We start from the raw sequence: 20,661 nt of genomic DNA, 5'->3' as shown, positions 1-20,661 counted from the left end.
AAAAGTATAAACAACTTCAGGAATAATATTTAGAGGTCTATACATTTCTATTTCCAATTTACAAATTAGCGCATTGTTTGCCTCTAAAGGCGGAATCGCCTTTAGAGCTATAGTGCAACTATACTGCTATAAGGGCATCATAAGTACATTAAAAGGGCATCTTAATATCAAATCGATATTGAGGTGCCCTTTTAATGATGTATTAGTACTCATTTAGTGCTATAGTTGCACTATATAACCAGACTTATCTTTATATTTGATCTTATAACCCCAAAAGTGTTTGTTATGGCTCTAGTAAAAGACAATTTACTTCTTTATGCCGTCCGGGGCAGCCTCGGCGATCAATTCACGATTTACGAAAGGAATGACCAGATTATCATTGCCAAGAAACGTGGTCCGTCAAAGAAAAAGCCGACTAAAAAGCAGCTGGAAGCCCGGTATAAGATGAAAATAGCGGCAGCTTATGCTATAGCGATCCTGCAGGATCCTGAACTGAAGGCTTATTATAAGTCGCTGGCAGGCCCGGGGCAGAATGCTTATAATATGGCGGTGAAGGATGCTTATAAGGCTCCGGAGATTCAAAATATCCGGTTCGAAGAAGAGACTGTGGTAGTGACTGCGAAAGATGAATTTAGGGTAGCATCTATAGATATTCGTGTAGTTGATGCTGCCGGCAGCATACTCGAAAGAGGAAAGGCTGTTTTAGGCCGAAATGGCGTGGATTGGCATTATAAGATAGCGAACCTGCCACCCGGTGGCAAGGTCGTCGTAGTGGCGGTAGATCTGCCCGGAAATGAAACCGTGAGGGAAGTGAGATTAGAATAGTGAATATGTATATTTGGGTATGGAAGATCATGCCTTTTATTTGAATCGCTGTCTGGAACTCGCGCAAATAGCCGCCGGGGTAGGAGAGAGCGCGGTAGGTTGTGTCATAGTAAAGGATGGAATAATAATCGGAGAAGGCAGTGAACAAAGCCGCCGTCTGAAAGATGTAACCCGCCATGCCGAAGTGGTAGCGGTTTTGGATGCTGTACATACGCATGGTTCAGGCTCATGCGAAGGAGCCTCTTTATACTCTAATGTGGAGCCTTGTATTCTTTGTGCTTATGTGATCAGGCATTATAAAATCGCACATGTTGTATTTAGCAATTACTGCGGGGAATTGGGTGGTACGGCGCAGCCTTTTAACATGCTGACTACCGATGTGATTAAAAAATGGGGCCCTGCACCGTTCGTGGAGGTCTTATCTGGTAATCAATAAATTAAATTTAACCTATAAAATGAAATTCATCCTTAGCCCACTCATTCTGTTACTTCTTGTAGCCGGTTGTAAAAAAGATACGCCTGGTTCCCCCGGAGAAAACAACCCGGATTCTGTCAGCATTATCACCCAGGCATTATATTATCAAACCAATCTGGCTGCCGCCCCGGATACAATTTCCGTTAATTATAATGCAGACCATAGAATTGAAAAAATAAACCAGGCATATCATTCATCACCCGGTATTGGCACCTGGACCTTTACCTACAATGCAAATGGAACAATTGCAAACGTTAAAGGTGGCAGGTTATATTGGGAATCAAAACAGGATTATTACCTTTATTACAATAATTCAAAACGGCTGGATAGCTTGCTGATTAACGATGTTTCCTTTGATGGTGATAGCGTTCGCCTCAAAAACGTGTACACTTACGACGCTAATAGTCATATAAAAAGTTCTTACACCATTGTATCAAATGGAGGCACTTCTACCGGTTTTTACACCGGCGATACGATCGCAAAAGCGGTGTTTTCCTTCAGTAATGATATCGACTCAGTTAATTATAATTTGTATAGCTACCAACATATCAATACGGATCCTCCCGTTACGAATGTATTTACTTCTGCTGATGCAGTTCACTTTAATAAGACTGTGGTGGATATAAGTACTTTAGATAACTCACTCCTTTTCTGGCTTTCTATCAAAAGTAATGTATATGCACCTTTAAATTTGTTCAATCCTTTCTGGTATCAGTATATAAATCCTGATATACTGATGGCAAGAGGAGGAACAATTAATACAGAGACGTATGATTTTAGTACGACTAAAAGCGTGAATGGCGATATTGCAGTTGTATCATTCGTAGATGCCAGAGGTGCGTATTCAAGACTTATTAAATTAGCGTATACCAGAATTCCTTATTGATTGATGAAAAATAACCTTGTATGTAGCCGCTTTCCTTTTGGAAAGTAGGGATGAATTTATGAAGAACCACCTTTGCTACCTGCTTTTAGTGAACGTAATTTTATAATCGGCTGATCGCTGCAGGTTCAGTAGGCGTCAACCCAAACCTGGATTTGAACGATTACCGGGTGCTGCACTTTGCTAAGTCCGCACCCGGTATAAATAGTTTACCACGGAATGTTGGTATTTCCCCACCGGGTAAATGTACCACCTGGTTCATCAGGACCAAATAAAGCCACTCTAACTACTTCACGTGATCCATCTTCGAGCGTCTCTGTTCCCTGAAAATTATTCAGTGCTGTACTTGTGAATTCAGGTGATACAAGATTCACCTTGATACCGTCGTTTTCATGCTCGATCATCATTGACAATGCCATGATGTTAAATGCGCTCTTCGACCCTGCATACGCCGGGCTAAACATTTTCCGGTATGGAAAAGAAGGATCCGCATTTAATGTGAGAGAGCCTGCGCTACTCGATACATTCACAATACGCGCATCCTTTGAAAGCCTTAACAGCGGCAACATAGCCTGGTACACCGCCAGTGCACCAAATACATTTGTCTCCCAGATGGCACGTACCTCATCCAAAGAAACAGTGCTTACACCATATTTAGCTGCATAATTCTCCAGCGTAATCTCATTTCTTCCTGAACGGGAAATAGCGGCATTATTCACCAACAGGTCAAGACGACCAAACTCACTTTCAATACGTTTGGCTGCTGCCTGAATAGAAGTGGCATCCGTCACATCCAATTGGATAGGAATCGCACCTGCTCCGATTGATTGAGCGGCTGTTTCACCGTTTTGGTAATTACGGGATCCGACAAGTACAATATGACCATGAGCCGCCAGTTCTTTTGCAAGCTGGAAACCAACTCCCTGATTTGCGCCTGTTATTAAGGCAATTCTTTTCGTGTTGTCCATAATTTGAAATTGATATTCCAAAGGTCAAAAGAAGAGAATTGGCAATTGTAGCTCAATCGGGGATTTATGTAGTAATTTAAAAATATAAGGATCGGTCCGGAAGATTGCCGGAATATAGGCATATGTGACTATGCGGATAACACTTACTTTGCCAGGTATTTTTTTATGTTTCCCAACCTACACTACTTCCCGATAATCTCCATCCGGTGTTTGATCCCCCAATCCTTCAGGTTTACGATAATCGTCTTTAACGATAGCCCATGTTCAGTCAATTCATATTGAACAGTGATCGGTTGTGTCTCTAACACCGTTCGTTTGATCAGCCTATTTAATTCCAGTTCTTTCAGCTCCTTGCTCAGCATTTTATTAGAAATCCCATCTATATCGGCTAATATATCCGAGAACCTTCTTTTGGAATAAAAGCAGATAGAGGAGAGGATGGATATTTTCCATTTGCCACTGAGCACATCCATTGAATCCTGCACGGCTCTCATCTCTTTTTTATGGTCGCGTTTTACGTTTGTACAATCCATGATTTGTCACTTTGTTACCTCCAGGTTACTGTAACTTTTAGTTACAAAATTACCAAAATAAACCGGTATCAACTAGTTTTGTATCTCAGCATTAAATGATCAACAAAATGAAACTAAAGAACAAAGTAGCGATCGTAACAGGCGCATCAAAGGGAATAGGCGCAGCAATTGCTAAGCATTTTGCAGCAGAAGGAGCAAAGGTGGTTGTCAATTATGCATCCAGCAAAGAAGGAGCGGAAAAGGTAGTAAAAACCATCACAGATAACGGCGGTACTGCTATTGCTGTACAGGCCGACGTAGCAAATGAAGCGGATGTAAACAGGTTGTTTGAAGAAACAAAGCATGCTTTCGGTACACTGGATATATTGGTAAACAATGCAGGCATTTATCAGTGGGAACCGATTGAGCAGGTAACGGCAACGGCCTTTCATAAGCAATTCAATATCAATGTTTGGGGATCTATTCTCACCATTCAGGGTGCATTGAAACTATTTGGAGAGAAAGGTGGCAACATCATCAATGTTAGCTCTGGTGCGGCCAGAACACCTATGGCTACAGGATCTGTGTATTCTGCATCAAAAGCGGCGTTAGATGCTATTACAGTGGCATTGTCAAAAGAACTGGGAGGGAAGAATGTTCGTGTCAACTCGCTGCTACCTGGTACTGTAGAAACAGAAGGAACACATACCTCAGGAGTGATTGGTAGTGATTTTGAAAAGAAATTAGTGGCGAATACCCCACTGGGTCGTATGGGACAGCCGGAGGATATTGCAAAGGCGGCAGTGTTTCTGGCTTCAGATGAGGCAGCGTGGGTAACGGGAGAGAAGTTGGCCGTTTCTGGCGGGATTTATGGATTTTAAGATAGATAGCCTTCAGGTATTTGTATGGCCTGAAGGCTATTGCTCATGACACAAAGGTCATTACTTATGGCCCGAAGGTTGTTCCCCCAAATTCTGCTATCATTACCCCAATCTCTTTATTGATATCCAGCACAGACTTTGTTCTCTTTGCATTGATTTAAAACCAATGACATGAGAATAGTTACTTTAGAAGAGCACGTCTCCTTCCCGGAATTATCAATATCGAAACCAACCGCTGCCGCACAGCATATGCAGGCAAAACTGGCAGACATTACAGGTGAACGCCTCAGCTCCATGCGGGCAACCGGTATAGCCATGCAGGTGCTCTCCGTAGAAAATACTGATGTATACGCGCTGCCTGATAGCGAAGCACCCGCCTTTGCCACAAAATACAATGATCTGCTGGCTGAAAAAATGAAAGACCACCGGGAATCATTCACCGCATTTGCCCTCCTCCCCATGACCACACCGGCAGCAGCAGCTGATGAGCTGGAACGTACTGTAAAAACGCATGGTTTTCAGGGTGCCATGATTAAGGGCACCATTCTGGGTGAGTTCCTGGATGCGCCTAAGTTTGCCCCTGTATTCGAAAGAGCGCAGCAACTGAACGTACCTCTCTATATTCACCCCGGTGTACCCCCACAGGCAGTGATCGATGCCTATTACAGCAATGTTGGCGACACTACCGGGCCTAATGAAGCAATTGCCTGCTACGGCTGGGGATGGCACTCAGAAACAGCGATTCATATACTCCGCCTATTTGCTGCCGGCATTTTTGACAAATACCCTGATCTGAAGATCATCATAGGTCATATGGGTGAAATGCTGCCTATGATGTGGACAAGGATGAATGGTATTTTTAAACAAGGTAAACGCTCGCTGATCGAGACCTTCAAAGCACAACTCTTTATCACCACCAGCGGTATCTTTACACAACCTCAACTCCAACTTGCCATAGATACTATTGGTATAGACAATATCCTGTTTTCCATAGATTACCCTTTTAGCACGAACCAGATGGGGATCGATTTCCTGCACAACATTCAGCTCCCTGCGGAACAGATTGCCAAAATTGCACATGGAAACGCAGATAGATTACTGAGACTTAAATAGGCTATTTTTGGGGTATGAACAGTGTTCCAATAAGTAAATTACAGGATAGAAGCAACCTGGGATTTGTGCTGAAACCCTTTTCCCCTGATAAGGATGAGGATGAAGCTGATCGCCGGCAATCTACGGATTTAGGTGCACACCGGGATGATCACTATATATTTTTTGTCATTGTAGAAGGTTCCGGTACTACAGTGGTAGATTTTGAGGAAAAGAAGGTGGGCCCTAATTCACTTTATTATATCCTGCCGGAACAAATACATTATCGCATCAAATCGAAAAAGGCAAAAGGTTGGTACCTGGCCGCAGATCCTGCTTTGGTAGATCCTGCATGCAGGAATATGATCGAAAGCTGGGCAGGGCAACATGAACCGATCACTTTAACGCCGGAGGAGATAATGGATTTTGATTTATTGCTGGGTATTTTACATCGTAAAACACGGGCTTTACAACAAAACGTGTTGCATGCATTGCTGCGCACTTTCTTTGAAATGGCTGCCAGTGCTATTCAGCAGTCTTCAACAATTATAGCGGACAATTCAAGACCTGCGCTGTTGTCTATGGCGTTTAAAAAACTGTTGAGCGAAAATGTTATAAAATATAAAAGCCCTGCTGATTATGCTGAGATGCTTCATATTTCGGAGCCGTACCTGAATGAGGCGTTGAAAAAGATAACCGGTTCCACTGTTTCATTCTGGATAAAATACAAGGTAGTTACGGAGGCTAAGCGTCTGTTATACTTTACGGATTTGAATGTAAAGCAGATAGCCGGAGAGCTGGGGTTTGATAATCATTCTTATTTTTCGCATATCTTTTTGAAGGAAACGGGTATGACGGCATTGACATTTCGGAAAAGGTTTCGGGAGGGAGAAAGAAAATCACCAGGTACTGGAACGATTAGAGCAGTTATTAAATGATTATTTCAATAGCTCCAAAGAGTTACCAACAGTGGCATATGTGGCGCAGACGCTGAATTTGTCTCCGAAATATTTAAGTAGCTTGCTGAAAGTATTGACAGGACAAAATACCCAGCAGCACATCCATGAAAAATTAATTGAAAAGGCGAAGGAGAAACTATCTACTACAAACTTGTCTGTCAGTGAGATCGCTTAGGTAGGGTAGGGCGGATGGAATTATACAGATGTAGGAAGTTTTGATACATTTTTACCTAAGGAGAGAGAACCGCGGAATTACCTGTTTTTTTATCCGCTACTGGAAAACCGAATACCTACTTCGGAAAATTTCTCCGGACCCTACTCAGCGTCTCCCGCGTTAATCCTAAATAAGAAGCAATCATATGTAAGGGTACTCTTTGAGCTAATTCCGGATACGTCTGAACAAAATTCCCGTACCGCTTTTCCGCCATATCACTAATATTACTTAAGATGCGACTTTGACTCGCATCAAAACTCCTGCTATCCGGTCTATCCTTAAACACCTGTAAATTAGGGATCGTTTTTACCAGTTCGTCAAAATCGCTCTTACTAAATATAGTGAACGAAGCATTCAAAGAAGGTGCGCTGAAAGGAGATTTTTATCCTCCTTTATTGCAGGCATGGGGTTCCTGATTAGTTTGGACAATTTTTGGGAATGCGCTATCTTGTAGTGGACAAAGCATATATTGTCCATCTTTATTTAAAGGAATATATGCCACAGGGAACCTATCAGATAGCGCCGAATGGCTCCATTATTAAATCCACCCATCATGAATAACTTATTGTTCGACTTCATCCCAAATAAGGGTAATAATACCCTGACCATCAAACGTGAGTTCTTAGCTGATCGTGCAAAGGTATGGGACCATTATACCAAAAGTGAATTACTGGAACAGTGGTTTGCCTCCCCGCCTATGCACATGCGGACTAAATTAATGAACTTCCGCGAAGGCGGACGCTGGCATTATGCTATGTCAGAGCCAAATGGCCCTGTGTATTGGGGATTGACGCAGTATAAAACCATTCGTCCTAAAGAGGAGCTTTCATTTTCAGATGCTTTCTGTGACGAAGAAGGTAAGATCAATACAGACATTCCCAGTGCAGACTGGACCATCACATTTACGGAAGAAGGGGAGAAGACGTTGGTACAAAGTGTCCTTACTTTCAAATCACTTGCAGACCTGGAACAGATCCTTGAAATGGGTATGGAAGATGGTATGAAGTCTACTTATGCCACACTGGATAATTTGCTTGTTTGAATTTCGTAAGTATTTGTTTCCGTCCTGCAATAATGCACTCCGTTGCTCAGGCTAATTTTGTTGTATGGAAAATCAAAAATACCTGGGTATGTGGATGACTGCTGATAAATATATCAGGCAGGAATTATTACCCAATGGCAGATATGACGAAGCACGCGGCACCCGGCAAAGCGCCTATACGGGCCGCTATGAAATCAAAGGTGATCATATTGACTATTGGGATGATACTGGTTTTACGGCAGACGGAAAATTTGTAGATGATGATACCTTACATCATGGAGGGTATATTTTCTACAGGGAAAAATGAGGTTTGCGGAACTATATGTTCCGCAAACTACAGATCTTTTTGATAGTTTTCGCTAACTGCTCACATGGATGTAAGGCGTTTAATCTCGCTGCCACAAAATCATCTGGTCTTATTAATATTGCATCGGTAGGTGTAGCCTGTGTTAATGTCATCCATGGTTCGTTCGCAGGTAATTCTACCAGTTTTACCTGGATATGTGATAGTTTACTTGCTGCCCGCCAGTATTCAAAATGTCCGTTCGCTATTAAGACAAATTGTCCTTTCACCCAGTCGAGAGAGGAACTTCCATCTTCCAGCCACATATGGGGAATACAGGTACCGGGTTCACCTCTGAAAAGTTGTGATGGTCTCACAACAGCAGTAGAGTCATATGCATAATCTGGCAGTCCCAATAGCTTTTCTCCATATTGCATCATCTTTGATTCATCGATCAACCCGTTTTTATCTGCCATTTCTCCTGATAGATTTGCATAGAATGCACCTACAGGTTGGCGTTCAGTGTGATAGGTATCCAACAATGCATCTCCTGCCTGGTGTTTTAAAACAGCGGCCAGTTTCCAGGCCAGATTCTGTACATCCTGTATACCTGCATTCGCACCTTTGCCGGCATAGGGTGTCATGGTATGAGCAGCATCTCCGGCAATGAAGATCTTATTCACCCGCAATTGGGTGGAAATCCGGACCGTAAGTTGCCAGGGGAGGATGCTGAGAATAGACATTTTCAGATCTGGAATACCAATCACTTTCCTGAGAATTTCATCCACGGGTACTTCTCCTTTTTCAGGATCATAACGTAAATGGAACGTCCACCTGTCAGCATTGTTTATAGCGAGCAAAAAGCCTGTAATTTCAGACGTTTCTATTAAGAACTGGCTGAACTCCCTGCCGCGTACTAACGTGCTTAGATCAGCCTCAAAATAGATATTAAGGAGATCCATCCAGGCACCATGACCGGCAAGGGGGATCTCCAGTTGTTTACGTATCATACTATTCGCACCATCGGCGGCAATCATATAATTTGCCTGAATGGTATATATTTCCTCCGTTTCCCTGTTCTTTACTACGGCTGCTACTGAGTTTTCATCCTGCTGGAATGTCAATAGCTGATGGTTAAATCGCAGATCATGGTGCTTTGCCTTTTGATAGATAATGGCTTCGCTGATATCCTGTGTACAGCGACAAACACTTTCAGGTGATTTTTCGCCCAGCGCTTTCATGGCTGCAAATTGCTTTGGAAAGTTTGCATTCCCGATGATGTCTGATTTTGTCGTGTTCAGAGTTTCTACCAGGTTGATACCGCGTAATATTCCCCAGGCCGGTGCCAATGCTTTTCCGCCTTCACGCAGTTCCTCACTTAATCCAAGGCCTCTGAACAACTCCATGGTACGGATATCGATCGTTCTGGCGCGGGGATGAATGGAAGTACCTTTGTGCTTTTCAATCAAAATGAAATTGACTCCCTGTTGTGCCAGAAATAATGCTGCTGTCAAACCCGTAATACCACCACCTACAATAAGAACCTGTGTGCTATCTTGTTTCATTTCTCTATTTTTATGCAAATTTCAGGGGAGCGCCTCTTGTGATTGTGCACAAAACGGATTAAAATGTACCATGATCTGCTTGAACAGCTAAAAACATTTGAATATAAAAGGGTGGAAGGGCAATTCGACGCCAGAACAGGGGTATTGCAAATTTATAGAGGAGCGGATTTCATCATTTCTGATTCAGAGATGATAACTGTGGCGGATACCCCATCATGGGAGCATTACAATAGTCCGGGATGGGCAGAGTTTACATTCGTGGTAAAAGGGAGTATCCTGCAAACGCAGGTGGGGTTATATGAAAACCGGGTACTTCCTCAGGGGAGCCATAGCTTTCTGTTTAATCCTGATACGCTGGAAGTGAACCAGTTGATGGGGAAGGGGGATTTTAGGATTATCAGTATCCTGATGCCTGCCGAGAGGGCGATAGCCTTATTCAATGAATACTTACCTGAATTCCCGCATGTAGCGCAGCAATTAATATCCGGCAAGGCGCTTTTTCATGAATCACCTGATCTCCGGTTTTCTGATCGGATAGCGAATATTCTCAACCATCTATGGGAGTCTCCGAAACAGCCCCAGCTACAAAAGCTCTATTTTGAAAGTATGGTGAATGAGTTGTTTTGTTTGCAATGGGAGTCGATGCTGCATGAGCCGAGGGTACATACCGGAATAAAGTTACGGGCTTCTGATATTGAAAAACTGCATTATGCTGCTGGTATTCTTGCCCGATCGTATCAGGAGCCGCCATCGCTGGAGGAGTTAGCGAATAAGGCTCAGTTGAATGAGTATAAACTTAAAGCGGGGTTCAAACAATTGTATGGTACGTCTGTATTGAACTATGCGTTGAATTTAAGGTTGGAACAGGCGCAGCAAATGATAAAGGATACAGATAAGACTATTTCTGAAATTGCTTATGAATTGGGGTATGCGCATTCACAACATTTTCAGCGGGCGTTTAAAAAGAAGTTTGGGATCACACCGAATAGCTTCAGGAAATTATTTAATACCTGACAGCGTATCATCTTCCGGTTTTGGAAACCTGGTTATTGTAAACCCAACACTATATCTGATAAGTTGCCCGTTATGATAAACGTATTAAAAATTATAAAGTAACTTATTAAAAAAGCCGCCTCAAAAATCGAGACGGCTTTACAATATCTTACCATGGACTTACCCCTGTTTCCGGCGCATTATCATCACTAAAAAACTGCCCTGTCAATCCATCCTGCCCTAACTCCGCTGCTTTTACCACTCTCGCTGCTGCATCCTTCACTGTTCCCGGACCACTATGATTATTAAAATCCGTAGCCGTATAACAAGGATCCACCGCGTTTACCTTAAACGCTGTATCCCTTAGTTCATACGCCAACACAATTGTATAAGCATTCATCGCTGCCTTAGAAGATACATACGTCACCGGCTTCACCTGGTAATGTACATAATTCGGATCACTCTGACAGTTCAAAGAACCTAACCCCGATGTCACATTCACAATACGTGGCGCAGCCGACTGTTTCAGCAGATCTATAAACGCCTGTGTTACTTCTATCACTCCAAAGAAGTTCGTTTCAAATACCTGTCTGAAGACATTGATATCCGTCTTTGTACTACTCTGGGGCATTCCTCCACTTATACCGGCATTATTAATTAATACATCCAGCTTAGTCACCTTAGCTCGCGCAGCCTGTATAGATGATAGATTATCTACATCAATCAGCAAGGTTTCCACCTGATCCAATCCTTCATCGCGAAGTTTGTGTACTGCCTGCTCTCCCTTCTCCATATCCCGACACCCCAGGTATACATAATACCCTAATTTCAATAACTGCCTGGCCGTTTCAAAACCAATACTCTTATTTGCTCCTGTTATCAATACTGTTTTCATAATAAGTGATTTAACAGTAGCAAAATTACACGCACTCTCCACTACCGCCGGAACACATCCAACGGTTTTAATGGTACATTTTCCGGATTCGCATCAACTCCAGCTAAAAACTTTCTTAAATCTCCCGGAGATGTTCAGCAATCGAATTATTTTGGCTAGATAATATAGCTTAAATGAAGGTAGTTGAACGTTGTTAATATCCCTCTCATTGGGTAAAGCGAAGTAACACACCGCCCTTGCCATTGACCGGAGTTTGTGGAGAATAGATGGACTAAACCGTATATGCATATAGATTCTCTCCCAATTAGTACGGGGTGTGGCGGTCAGTTGCCATTCAGTAATCAGAGTGGCACATTTAAGCAGCGTTCTGTCCGCCGTACCCGCCGGTGCCGGACAATTCAACAACTGCGAAGTTAATTCCTGCCCAAGGCGTTCATAACGTCGTAACTTTGGTGGCACATCCATCACCCGGTCCTGAGACAACATGACTATATCAACCAGGGATCTTAGATTCGGATAATAATCACTGGCACCATGATTTAACACCATCAGTCTGTAATATTGCTCGTGGGTAAAAGGAGAGGAGTCTTTCCCAAGCAACTCATCGAATCCAAGAGATTGATCCATCATGAAATTAGTGGGCCGATAGTGGAACTCAAATCCAAATAACCGACCCAACGGGCTCCGCTTATAAAAACAAATGTCTTTTTTGTTTGTTACAAAATCTGTAGGGAAGCGTCGTAAATATTCAACCTGGCTACATACATATCCTTCTGCCTTCATTACGTTTACCATGGCGGATAGTTGCCCGGGGGCAATCATCATATCCATATCCGTGAATTCACGCAAACTGATATCTCCACCATATACTACCTTTGTAAAATCCAGTCCTTTATACATCCTTACCGGAATTCCCTGCTGGCCCAATACCTGCTGAATACGTGCGGACTCTATCTGCCGTTCAAAAGCAAATACAGATAGTGCATGACAATAATTTCGAAACCTGATTAAGGTTGATTCGGGAAGATGGGTATTATTCAACACTCTGTAAACGATAGGACGTACCCGGTGCAAAGTTGCTACCCGGTACACTTCTTCCCAGTCAATATCACCATGCGCTACAAAATGCTCCAGATCTGTTACGGCAGCTGTTTTAATAAATACTCTGCAACAGAGAATGACACAGGCTATTTCAGGAGAATAGGTTTGGCTGATTGCATCAATCTCCATTATTGTATATTTAGCATATGGTGCTGACGTAATTTTTGCAAAAACTTCAGGGTATCCCCTTCACATTGTGCGGTAGAAATATCAAACTCTTCTACCAGCGATTTGATCAGATCCTTTATAGTTACAGGTGCCGCCAGTTTTTCCCATATCACGCTGCCCACCGGATTTATATTAATATAATGTCCCTGTTGAATGTCCATTAATACAACTTCATCTCCCAGGTGACTGATCATAAAGTTTTCATCATTTCTGCGGATTATATCTTCCTGGTTCATAGCTGTTATTTTTGGGATGTGGAATTATTTCTTTGTAAAAATAAGTAATATTGCATTATAAACTTATTATTTACAATCGCCCATCTTCCACCATGTCCAGTTATAAATATTGGGGGTTTGGTTTAAATATTATATCCGAAATACCGTTCCCCGAGTTATCCCCTGTATCATCATTCGAACAGGCTCATGTAAATATCAGAATGGGTGAAATGCCGGAAACCCCTGATGGCATTTCATTTAGCACAGGCAGAATTTCATATACCATGAATGATCAGGAATTGTTATTTATGGTACAGGATATAGGAAAATATTATGTAAAAGAAGGAAACACCATCATTATACATCCGGATCATGCCGGTATTGAAAAGCGCCTGTTGCGCCTGTTTATACTGGCAGCCGCTATGGCGGGTATCTTACAGCAAAGACGTATCATCCCCATGCACACCGCGTCATTGTTAATCGATGGCAAACTCACCCTGATAGCTGGGCGTTCAGGTGCAGGGAAGTCTACCACACTGGCCGGACTTATGAATAAACAGTATCGGATATTCAGTGATGATATAGTCGTGCTCGCCAATGGTGCGGATAACCATATGCACGGAATTGCATCTTACCCCATGATCAAACTATGGGAACAGAGCATGCAGGCATTTGAATACGAAGATCGCTCTTTCCCTATCATGCCTGGAATGGAAAAATACGGACTCTTCTTCCATGAGGAATTTGATACCCGGCCATACCCGATAAACAGGGTGATCCTCCTGAAACTAAGCGATGATGGCCAGTTTACAACAGAACGGCTCTCAGGCGGCAATGCCTTTGAAGCCGTTGTTGAACATATTTACAAGCCCTCTTTTTTCAATACCCCCGACATGCGCGTACTTAAATTTAAGACCATCACACAGTTATTACAAAACACAGCAGTATACCAGATTGCCAGACCGGCAAACTGTGCCCCGGATGAATTGCTTTCGCATGTAACTTCCATCATATGAATAAAAAAGACATGAGAATGTTTACTGAAGCCTGGTTGTTGCTGGCATTGGCCAGAACAATGCTCTTGTTTTTGCCCTTCAGAAAACTAGCGCCCATTCTTGGTAAGAAATCCCTCCCAGCTCCTGAAAATGAATACCTGTATCATGACAAGAATGATAAGCTGCTTCGCATAGGCAAAGCTATTCTGCGTGCCGGAAAACGGTCTCCCTGGCGTACTGAATGCTTTGAACAGGCGCTGGCCGGAAAATTGATGCTCAAATTCCGTCGTATGACGAGTACCGTTTTTTTTGGCGTGAGCAAAAACAAACAGAAAGGTAAGTTCAACGCACATGCCTGGTTACAATGCGGCAATTATATTGTAACAGGTTATAAACATTTAGAACAATTTACTGTTATTGCTTGTTTCAAAAGTTGAACCATGAGTGCCATATTCGGTATTATTAACAAAAAGTGCAACCCACTGGAGCCGGCAGTAGTTCAACGTATCAGTAAAGTTTTGCAACACCGGGCTATAGATGGAATGGATGTCTGGACCGATCAATATATCGCCCTGGCCTATTGCAAATTGGCCATGAATGAGACAGAACGACAGCAAACTATGCCCTTTGTAACAGAAGAACTGGTGATGATTGCTGATTTACGGATTGATAACCGGGGGATACTCCTACAGGAAACAGCTGCTCCGGCAGACTGTTCGGATGTTGTATTGCTTCTACATGCCTGGAACAAATGGGAGAAAGCATTTGTGCAGCACCTGGAAGGTGAATTTGCTATTTGTATATGGGATAAGATCAGGCAACAATGCTTTCTTGCCACAGACCATATTGGTTTTCGCGCGTTATATTATTACGATTCCCCAGAGGTATTTATATTCTGTAGCGAACAAAAAGGAGTGGAAGCCTTCAAACCTTCTCCTCCAAGATTCAACGAGGTGAGCCTGATTGAATACTACTTCAGGCAATCGTGCCCAACAGCCACCTATGATGCCGATGTATGGACCCTGTGTGGTGGAAATATACTGGTATTGGCTAATGGCATAATGACTATCCGCAAATACTGGGAGCCTGTAGGTGGTCGCTATCGGTTTAAGAAAGACAAAGACTGGCATGAATGCCTGAAAGAACTGATATATGAAGCGGTGAGCAATAGGCTGAATACAGATAAACCTGTTGGCATTACCTTGAGTGGTGGCCTCGACTCATCTGTCCTTGCCTGCATACTATCCGAAGTATTGCAGAAAAAGAATAAACCGCTTTATGCTTTTTCTGCAATATTGCCCGAAAAGCATCATCCGGAAGAAGATGATGAGCGTACATATATAGATGTGATCGGCAGTCACTGTCACAACCTTATCCAAACATATGTAACAGCCTCTTCCTATGGCCCATTTGATGGTATTGAAGCCGCTTTTGAACGGGACGAAACATTTCCTAACATATTCTATTATATGGATCATGCGATCCTGGAAAGCGCAAAAGAAAAACAAATTGGCTTATTATATACTGGTTTTGGTGGCGATCACTGGGTCTCCTGGAAAGGTAATCCCGTTATCTACAACATGGTTAAGAGCGGTCGCTTTTTGGGTGCTTTGAAACTGATGAAGGAGTTCGCCAACAAAGAAGGAAAGAAGGTTTCCCATATCATCAAACGGGAATTGATAGCGAAGGTTGCAAAAGGGAAAAAGGGGGATGAGGTACAGGCACCATTTCTGCAGGAAATGTTTTTTCAAAAGTATAGCAGGGACCTGTCCTTCTCATCAGTAGATGACATCCGTGCGCATATGTGCGACAACCTCCGGAATGGCAGAACCGGCTTATTTCCTGCCATGCTTGCAAAACGTAATGAACGGTTTGGTATGCAGAGTGCAGTACCGCTACTGGACAAAAAAGTCATGGAATTTATGATAGATGTTCCCATGCATTTGTTTGTAAAAGGAGGATATAAAAGAAGCTTCATTCGCCATGCCATGCAGGGAATAGTGCCAGGGGAAGTATTGTGGAGAAAGGATAAGGGCATGTATTCGCCTGACTATATATCACGTGTTCACAGGCATGAAGACTATATCAAAGCAGTTGATAAACAAAGCATTGCATTCCAGCGTTACCTGTCCGGAGATGGATTGACTTTCAATCATACAAACAGAAAAGACACAGCTATTCTGAGGACAAGCCAGTCTGTAATAGCCAGTGAAATTCTGACTGCATTAGCACAAAAAGGATACAAAATACCTTAATATTTAAAACAAAACAGCATGAACGAACAAGCATCCCAAAAACTGGTGTGGACTACACCTGATATTAAAGTCTACGAAATAAATGACATCACCCTAGGAGGTGGCGGAGTAGGATTTGACTTCGCTTCAGAGTCAAGCAACTAAATTATTAAAGGGGGCTCATTGCAAAATGAGTCCCTCTATTTACTAATAAATCCAACAAATGAAAAGCGAACAAACATCATCAAAGCCCATCTGGACGACTCCGGACATCAAAGTGTATGAAGTAAATGACCTCACTCTCGGAAATGGAGGCGGAGGTTTCGACTTCGGCTCTGAAGTGAGCGCCTAAATTAACAAGGACTCATTGCAAAATGAGTCCTTGTTTAATTCCATAATATTCCGCATGATATGCCGGCACAAAGATATCTTCCAGCGCCAGCATATTGACCTGTATACAATGACCATCCTTTACAGCAATCAATCCTTCGCTGACTATACTCCCCGGTGGTAATGTAGTTGTCATAACACTTTGCATACCATCCATCAGTTTTATTTCCTGCCCGTTCAACCTGGTAGCCGCACCTTTATTCCATGGATTGCATGCCCGGATCAGGTTACAAATTTCAGTGGCAGACATGGTATTCCAATCAATCAGCACATCCTTTGCCACGGGCCGTTTTTGGTAAGCAGCAGGTCCGGCAGCAGGCAGATCTGGTAGTGGCATTCCCGCAGCTAGTGCCTGTAATATAAAGAAGACGCCTTCAATCACCACCTGGCTAAATATCTGGTGCACCAATGCATAATTATAATGTGGCTGATCGGGAATATTTTTTACCCAGACCACAGGCCCTGCATCAAACCTGTTAGTTAGTACATGTATGCTAAGGCAGAGTTGTGGCATCCCCTTTTTCAATTGCCAGAATACAGGCGCTGGTCCCCGGAAAGCCGGGAGTGAACCTGCATGAATATTAAAGACAGGCATAGTGAATTTGCTGACATCCAGCAGGTGCGGATATCCATATACAAACACCACTGTTGGTTTACATTGTTCCAGCCAGTTATATACATCACCGGTTGCCATTGCAAAATGTGCAGCAAGCGTATTCACTTTTTGGTTGACATATGCATCCTGCCCGGGTGCAAAAAAGATACACACCTGCAAATTGTTATTTGCAAGTGTGTATGCCAGTGGCAGAAACTGATCACTGGACGAAATAATTCCTATTGTCATATCAGTTAAGAGAAGCTAGGATATATACCCACCAATGCGATGATAAAATTAATGGTGACATAAGGCATCTGGTTATCGTGCGGTAACGAACTACCAGTGACCGTCATCGCAGTAGGATCCAGCGTTACATTTGGTGCTGATGCTCCTGATGGCAATGGCAGCGCCGTATACAGTTTTACATCCGGGTAGGGAGTAGGCGGTGGTGGCGTGCTGGTAGTACCATTCGTATTGGCGAGGAACCCATTGTTAGGTTCACCGGTAGTAGCATTGCTGGTACTTGCCATCAGATTGTGTGTATGCGAAGGTATCTGGGTAGTGAGCAATGTTACATTGGCTAAACCGGCATTTTCACCCATTGTATAGGTAGCCCCTCCCTGCAGTGTGCCCTGGCCATAAGCTATTCTCTGCTGCAGGTTCGGCAATGCAAAATTGGTGCTGCCATTACCACCGTAAGTGGTGCCGATAAGGGTGAACAATGCCTCATTTTCACTGATTGAGAGCAGACTCCCATTGCAAATTGACCAGCCAATAGGTGCATAATTGCCGGCAAAAACTCTGATTTCTCCGAGGTAATTATCCATAAAATATTTTTGAAGGTTATTGGGAATGTTATTGCCTGGATGGGTATATGCCTTGTGTGGCAATGCAATAATTGATCACCAGGTATGGCTGCCTGTTTTCGTGAGGTTGGTTATTACCTGCCTGTGTAATACAGGGACCCATCTGTGTCAAAGTGCCTGCACTCGCAGCATATAAGTTGACCGTCGCTTTATTGGCCACAGGCGATGTACCTTTTATGTCAGGATTTCCCAGGAAGTTGGTTGACGGCGAACCTACATCATAAGCACTTTTGGTACGAACGAGGTGATTGTGTAAGGGGAGCTCGTTGGAATTAAGTGTCACCGATTCAGTGCCAGCAGCCTGACCTATAGGATAATTACTACCACTTTTGCTGGTACCGGTACCAACAATACTTCTGCCGTTTAAGTTAGGTAATTGGAAGTTGGTGGTGCCGTTGCCCCCATAATATATGCCCAGTAAGGCAAATAAAGCCTGGTTTTGTGCGAGCGGTAAAAGTTGGCCGTTGCAGGGAACCCAACCTCTTGGTGCCCGGCCATAACTAAATGCACGAATCTCTCCGAGATAATTTTCCATAAGTGAAATTCAAATGTGTGAATGAAAATTGTGAATCAGGGGTGTTGTGGATATTCGCCTTCCACACAGATACAATAAGTCATGGCCAGGTAGGGCGACATATTGTTATGTGCCTGACTGCCGCCTGCAGTCGAAATACTCTGAGGGTTCAGCGTACCGTTGGCAGTATCTGCATAAGCAATAATACCCAGACTAAGGCCTGTGGAGTAAGCATTGGTAAGATAAGCAGTGGGTGCCGGCACATTCGTTGCCTGTGTTAATTGAGCTGCACTTGAACGTGTAACTGCACCTATCTGGTGATTGTGCGCCGGAATAGTGCTCACCGTGAGTGTTACATTTTCAGATCCTCCGGTAATGCCTGGGGTGTTATATCCGCTTTGTGCAGTATTTACACCAACGAGCGTTACACCTCTTAGATCCGGAAGCATGTAATTTGTTGTTCCGTTCCCTCCAAATCGATTACCGATAACGGAGAAGAGGATAGATTGTTGTTGAATCTGGAGCGTGCTTCCATCACAAGGAAGCCAGCCAGTAGGTACAAAATTAAAGCCAAATGCTCTGATTTCGCCAATGTAACCATCCATAATGTTATTGATTAAAAGTGAGGTAATAAAAAAGGGCTATTAAAAAGTTGTGGTGTTTGGGATTTAAAAATGAGTACGACAGTTTACAAACAATACTTAACATTACGTAGGTATGAAAAGTTCAAAATCTCAAAAAATAATTTTGAGATTTTGAAGGTAAATCCATTATTGATACATGGCCCTTGCCTGGTCACGATAAGTAGCAGGAGTGAGGCCGGTTTCGCGTTTAAAAAACCGGTTAAAATAAGAAGTGTCCGAGAAACCAAGCTGGAAGGAAATATCCTTCAGTGGCTGATCTGTGTGAAATAATAAACGTCTGGATTCCATGATCAGGCGATCATGAATATGCTTGATGGCAGGCTTGCCACTTTGCCCCTTAACGACGTCACTTAAATGCCCGGCAGAAATATTAAGCATGGATGCGTAATCATTCACTTCATGATATTGCTGATAAAATTCATCAATCTTTGCCTGAAAGCGTTTTAATAATATTTGCTCACTGCTAAGGTCATTGCCTGTATATTGTTCCGTATAGCGTCTGCTCAGGTATGTGAGCAATACGGTGAGGTAGGCACATAGCATACGTTGCTGCCATTCTCCCCGTTGCCTGTACTCGACATTGATCTTCTGCAATAATTCTTCTACAACGATTATATCCTCTGTGGTCATTTCCAGCTCATACCCGTTATAAGGATTTACAATCAAGGGCAGTTTTAATAAAGCTTCATTTCCATACAGGGATAAAAATTCCTTTGTAAAAGCAATCCCCGTACTCCATAATTGCGTTAGCTCCTCTTTTACAATCACCTGCTGTGGGTTAGTAAAATAAACCGTATTCTTCTTCAGTTCGATAGCGTTCATATCTATCCACTGACGGCGGCCCCCGGTTCGGATCAGGACAACTAAATAATGATCTTTGCGATGAGGGATCAGTAATTCTGAGCGGTCCGGATAATTGCCTTCAAAATTGTAGACTTTAAATTGGCCATCCTTCATGAACTCGTCCTGCTCCAGCTTATAAATAGGTACTGTCATATTTTCTTCGGCATATGCACGATCTTTGAAATACGATCGTTACTTTATCAATACCCAAATTTACCTAAATCCCCTACATAGCATCATTATATATGCTAAGAATCCAAATCCCGGCGTGAGCCACGGTATAAATACGACGCCATGGGTCGCAATCATCCATCCGCCCAAAGTCTTATCCAAAGTAACACCCAGGTTACCTGAGGATGTTGCCCGGCTATTTGCAAACTCCTTCGCATTCAGTGGGGAAGAAATCATATAAGTGCTCTCATTCAAAAAAAACGAAGAATAGGGAAATACCCACAATCCAATTACGAATATAGTCGCCAGGGGTATTTCCTCCTGAATAATATAATAAA

At 42.9% G+C, this 20,661-nt stretch carries 24 protein-coding genes and 1 pseudogene; 14 read left to right on the top strand and 11 right to left on the bottom strand.

The genetic code is table 11. The features are described from left to right. Positions 1-285: 285 nt before the first annotated feature. From BW716_RS10150 to BW716_RS10140, 3 genes are read left to right on the top strand one after another with little or no spacing between them, the layout of a single operon-like run. Positions 286-825, top strand: a complete 540-nt coding sequence (locus BW716_RS10150) for a hypothetical protein (protein ID WP_083722421.1) — start codon at positions 286-288, stop codon at positions 823-825. 19 nt (positions 826-844) lie between these two features. Beyond that, the gene (locus tag BW716_RS10145) at positions 845-1,261 is read left to right on the top strand and encodes a nucleoside deaminase (protein ID WP_083722420.1); all 417 of its coding nucleotides are present in this window, start codon (positions 845-847) and stop codon (positions 1,259-1,261) included. Positions 1,262-1,280: 19 nt separating this feature from the next. After that, entirely contained in the window at positions 1,281-2,186 is a 906-nt protein-coding gene (locus BW716_RS10140) for a hypothetical protein (protein ID WP_083722419.1), read from the top strand. 206 nt (positions 2,187-2,392) lie between these two features. Here the strand turns inward: BW716_RS10140 and BW716_RS10135 are convergent, their stop codons facing one another. Beyond that, entirely contained in the window at positions 2,393-3,151 is a 759-nt protein-coding gene (locus BW716_RS10135; RefSeq protein WP_083722418.1) for an SDR family NAD(P)-dependent oxidoreductase, read from the bottom strand. A gap of 182 nt (positions 3,152-3,333) precedes the next feature. Beyond that, on the bottom strand, positions 3,334-3,684 hold the full coding sequence (locus tag BW716_RS10130) for a helix-turn-helix domain-containing protein (protein WP_083722417.1): 351 nt from the start codon (positions 3,682-3,684) through the stop codon (positions 3,334-3,336). A 107-nt stretch (positions 3,685-3,791) separates the two neighbouring features. Here BW716_RS10130 and BW716_RS10125 point away from each other — a divergent pair, with 107 nt between their 5' ends. From BW716_RS10125 to BW716_RS10100, 6 genes and pseudogenes are all read left to right on the top strand, one after another. Continuing rightward, entirely contained in the window at positions 3,792-4,544 is a 753-nt protein-coding gene (locus BW716_RS10125; protein WP_083722429.1) for an SDR family NAD(P)-dependent oxidoreductase, read from the top strand. 171 nt (positions 4,545-4,715) lie between these two features. Beyond that, positions 4,716-5,657: an amidohydrolase family protein gene (locus BW716_RS10120; protein ID WP_083722416.1), complete on the top strand. Its 942-nt coding sequence runs from the start codon at positions 4,716-4,718 to the stop codon at positions 5,655-5,657. 14 nt (positions 5,658-5,671) lie between these two features. Then, the gene (locus BW716_RS10115) at positions 5,672-6,571 is read left to right on the top strand and encodes an AraC family transcriptional regulator (RefSeq protein ID WP_083722415.1); all 900 of its coding nucleotides are present in this window, start codon (positions 5,672-5,674) and stop codon (positions 6,569-6,571) included. Then, a pseudogene (locus BW716_RS10110) lies at positions 6,519-6,764 on the top strand (helix-turn-helix domain-containing protein); the annotation flags it as partial. The gene BW716_RS10115 and the pseudogene BW716_RS10110, both read left to right, overlap by 53 nt. Before the next feature lie 595 nt (positions 6,765-7,359). Next, positions 7,360-7,848 carry an SRPBCC domain-containing protein gene (locus tag BW716_RS10105; RefSeq protein ID WP_235643589.1) on the top strand — a complete coding sequence of 163 codons (489 nt, stop codon included), beginning with the start codon at positions 7,360-7,362 and terminating at the stop codon, positions 7,846-7,848. Positions 7,849-7,912: 64 nt separating this feature from the next. Continuing rightward, positions 7,913-8,155: an Atu4866 domain-containing protein gene (locus BW716_RS10100; protein WP_083722414.1), complete on the top strand. Its 243-nt coding sequence runs from the start codon at positions 7,913-7,915 to the stop codon at positions 8,153-8,155. Between the two features lie 11 nt (positions 8,156-8,166). Here BW716_RS10100 and BW716_RS10095 read toward each other — a convergent pair whose 3' ends face one another. Continuing rightward, positions 8,167-9,696 carry an FAD-dependent oxidoreductase gene (locus BW716_RS10095; protein WP_083722413.1) on the bottom strand — a complete coding sequence of 510 codons (1,530 nt, stop codon included), beginning with the start codon at positions 9,694-9,696 and terminating at the stop codon, positions 8,167-8,169. 63 nt (positions 9,697-9,759) lie between these two features. On the opposite strand from BW716_RS10095, the gene BW716_RS10090 reads away from it, so the two are divergent. Then, positions 9,760-10,710, top strand: coding sequence for an AraC family transcriptional regulator (locus tag BW716_RS10090; RefSeq protein ID WP_083722412.1), 951 nt, complete (start codon positions 9,760-9,762; stop codon positions 10,708-10,710). 148 nt (positions 10,711-10,858) lie between these two features. On the opposite strand, the gene BW716_RS10085 is transcribed toward BW716_RS10090, so the two are convergent. From BW716_RS10085 to BW716_RS10075, 3 genes are all read right to left on the bottom strand, one after another. Continuing rightward, a complete protein-coding gene (locus tag BW716_RS10085; RefSeq protein ID WP_083722411.1) occupies positions 10,859-11,584 on the bottom strand; it encodes an SDR family oxidoreductase in 726 nt (241 codons plus the stop codon). 93 nt (positions 11,585-11,677) lie between these two features. After that, positions 11,678-12,814, bottom strand: a complete 1,137-nt coding sequence (locus tag BW716_RS10080; RefSeq protein WP_083722410.1) for a nucleotidyltransferase family protein — start codon at positions 12,812-12,814, stop codon at positions 11,678-11,680. Next, the gene (locus BW716_RS10075; protein ID WP_083722409.1) at positions 12,814-13,089 is read right to left on the bottom strand and encodes a PqqD family protein; all 276 of its coding nucleotides are present in this window, start codon (positions 13,087-13,089) and stop codon (positions 12,814-12,816) included. Before BW716_RS10075 ends, BW716_RS10080 begins: the two co-directional genes overlap by 1 nt. Before the next feature lie 50 nt (positions 13,090-13,139). On the opposite strand from BW716_RS10075, the gene BW716_RS10070 reads away from it, so the two are divergent. The 4 genes from BW716_RS10070 (at position 13,140) to BW716_RS38435 (ending at position 16,649) form a co-directional block, all read left to right on the top strand. Continuing rightward, entirely contained in the window at positions 13,140-14,084 is a 945-nt protein-coding gene (locus BW716_RS10070) for a hypothetical protein (RefSeq protein ID WP_143708812.1), read from the top strand. After that, entirely contained in the window at positions 14,081-14,500 is a 420-nt protein-coding gene (locus BW716_RS10065) for a lasso peptide biosynthesis B2 protein (protein ID WP_083722407.1), read from the top strand. Before BW716_RS10070 ends, BW716_RS10065 begins: the two co-directional genes overlap by 4 nt. A gap of 3 nt (positions 14,501-14,503) precedes the next feature. Then, the gene (locus BW716_RS10060; protein WP_083722406.1) at positions 14,504-16,318 is read left to right on the top strand and encodes an asparagine synthetase B; all 1,815 of its coding nucleotides are present in this window, start codon (positions 14,504-14,506) and stop codon (positions 16,316-16,318) included. 202 nt (positions 16,319-16,520) lie between these two features. Continuing rightward, complete coding sequence (locus BW716_RS38435) at positions 16,521-16,649, top strand: hypothetical protein (RefSeq protein ID WP_255373864.1); 129 nt, start codon at positions 16,521-16,523, stop codon at positions 16,647-16,649. Between the two features lie 12 nt (positions 16,650-16,661). Here BW716_RS38435 and BW716_RS10055 read toward each other — a convergent pair whose 3' ends face one another. The 5 genes from BW716_RS10055 to BW716_RS10035 all read right to left on the bottom strand — a co-directional run bounded on the left by BW716_RS10055 (position 16,662) and on the right by BW716_RS10035 (position 20,305). Then, positions 16,662-17,531 (bottom strand): formyltransferase family protein, encoded by an 870-nt coding sequence (locus BW716_RS10055; RefSeq protein WP_083722405.1) that lies wholly within the window; start codon positions 17,529-17,531, stop codon positions 16,662-16,664. Positions 17,532-17,536: 5 nt separating this feature from the next. After that, a complete protein-coding gene (locus BW716_RS10050) occupies positions 17,537-18,112 on the bottom strand; it encodes a phage tail protein (protein ID WP_083722404.1) in 576 nt (191 codons plus the stop codon). 28 nt (positions 18,113-18,140) lie between these two features. Then, positions 18,141-18,686 carry a phage tail protein gene (locus BW716_RS10045; RefSeq protein ID WP_083722403.1) on the bottom strand — a complete coding sequence of 182 codons (546 nt, stop codon included), beginning with the start codon at positions 18,684-18,686 and terminating at the stop codon, positions 18,141-18,143. 35 nt (positions 18,687-18,721) lie between these two features. Beyond that, the gene (locus tag BW716_RS10040) at positions 18,722-19,270 is read right to left on the bottom strand and encodes a phage tail protein (protein ID WP_083722402.1); all 549 of its coding nucleotides are present in this window, start codon (positions 19,268-19,270) and stop codon (positions 18,722-18,724) included. Between the two features lie 165 nt (positions 19,271-19,435). Further along, complete coding sequence (locus BW716_RS10035; protein ID WP_083722401.1) at positions 19,436-20,305, bottom strand: helix-turn-helix transcriptional regulator; 870 nt, start codon at positions 20,303-20,305, stop codon at positions 19,436-19,438. Between the last annotated feature and the right edge of the window lie 356 nt (positions 20,306-20,661).

The sequence above is a fragment of the [Flexibacter] sp. ATCC 35208 genome (assembly GCF_001975825.1).
In the GTDB taxonomy this organism is placed as follows: domain Bacteria; phylum Bacteroidota; class Bacteroidia; order Chitinophagales; family Chitinophagaceae; genus Chitinophaga.
Note: the sequence above shows the minus strand (reverse complement) of the source record. Positions and strands in the feature narration are given on the sequence as shown.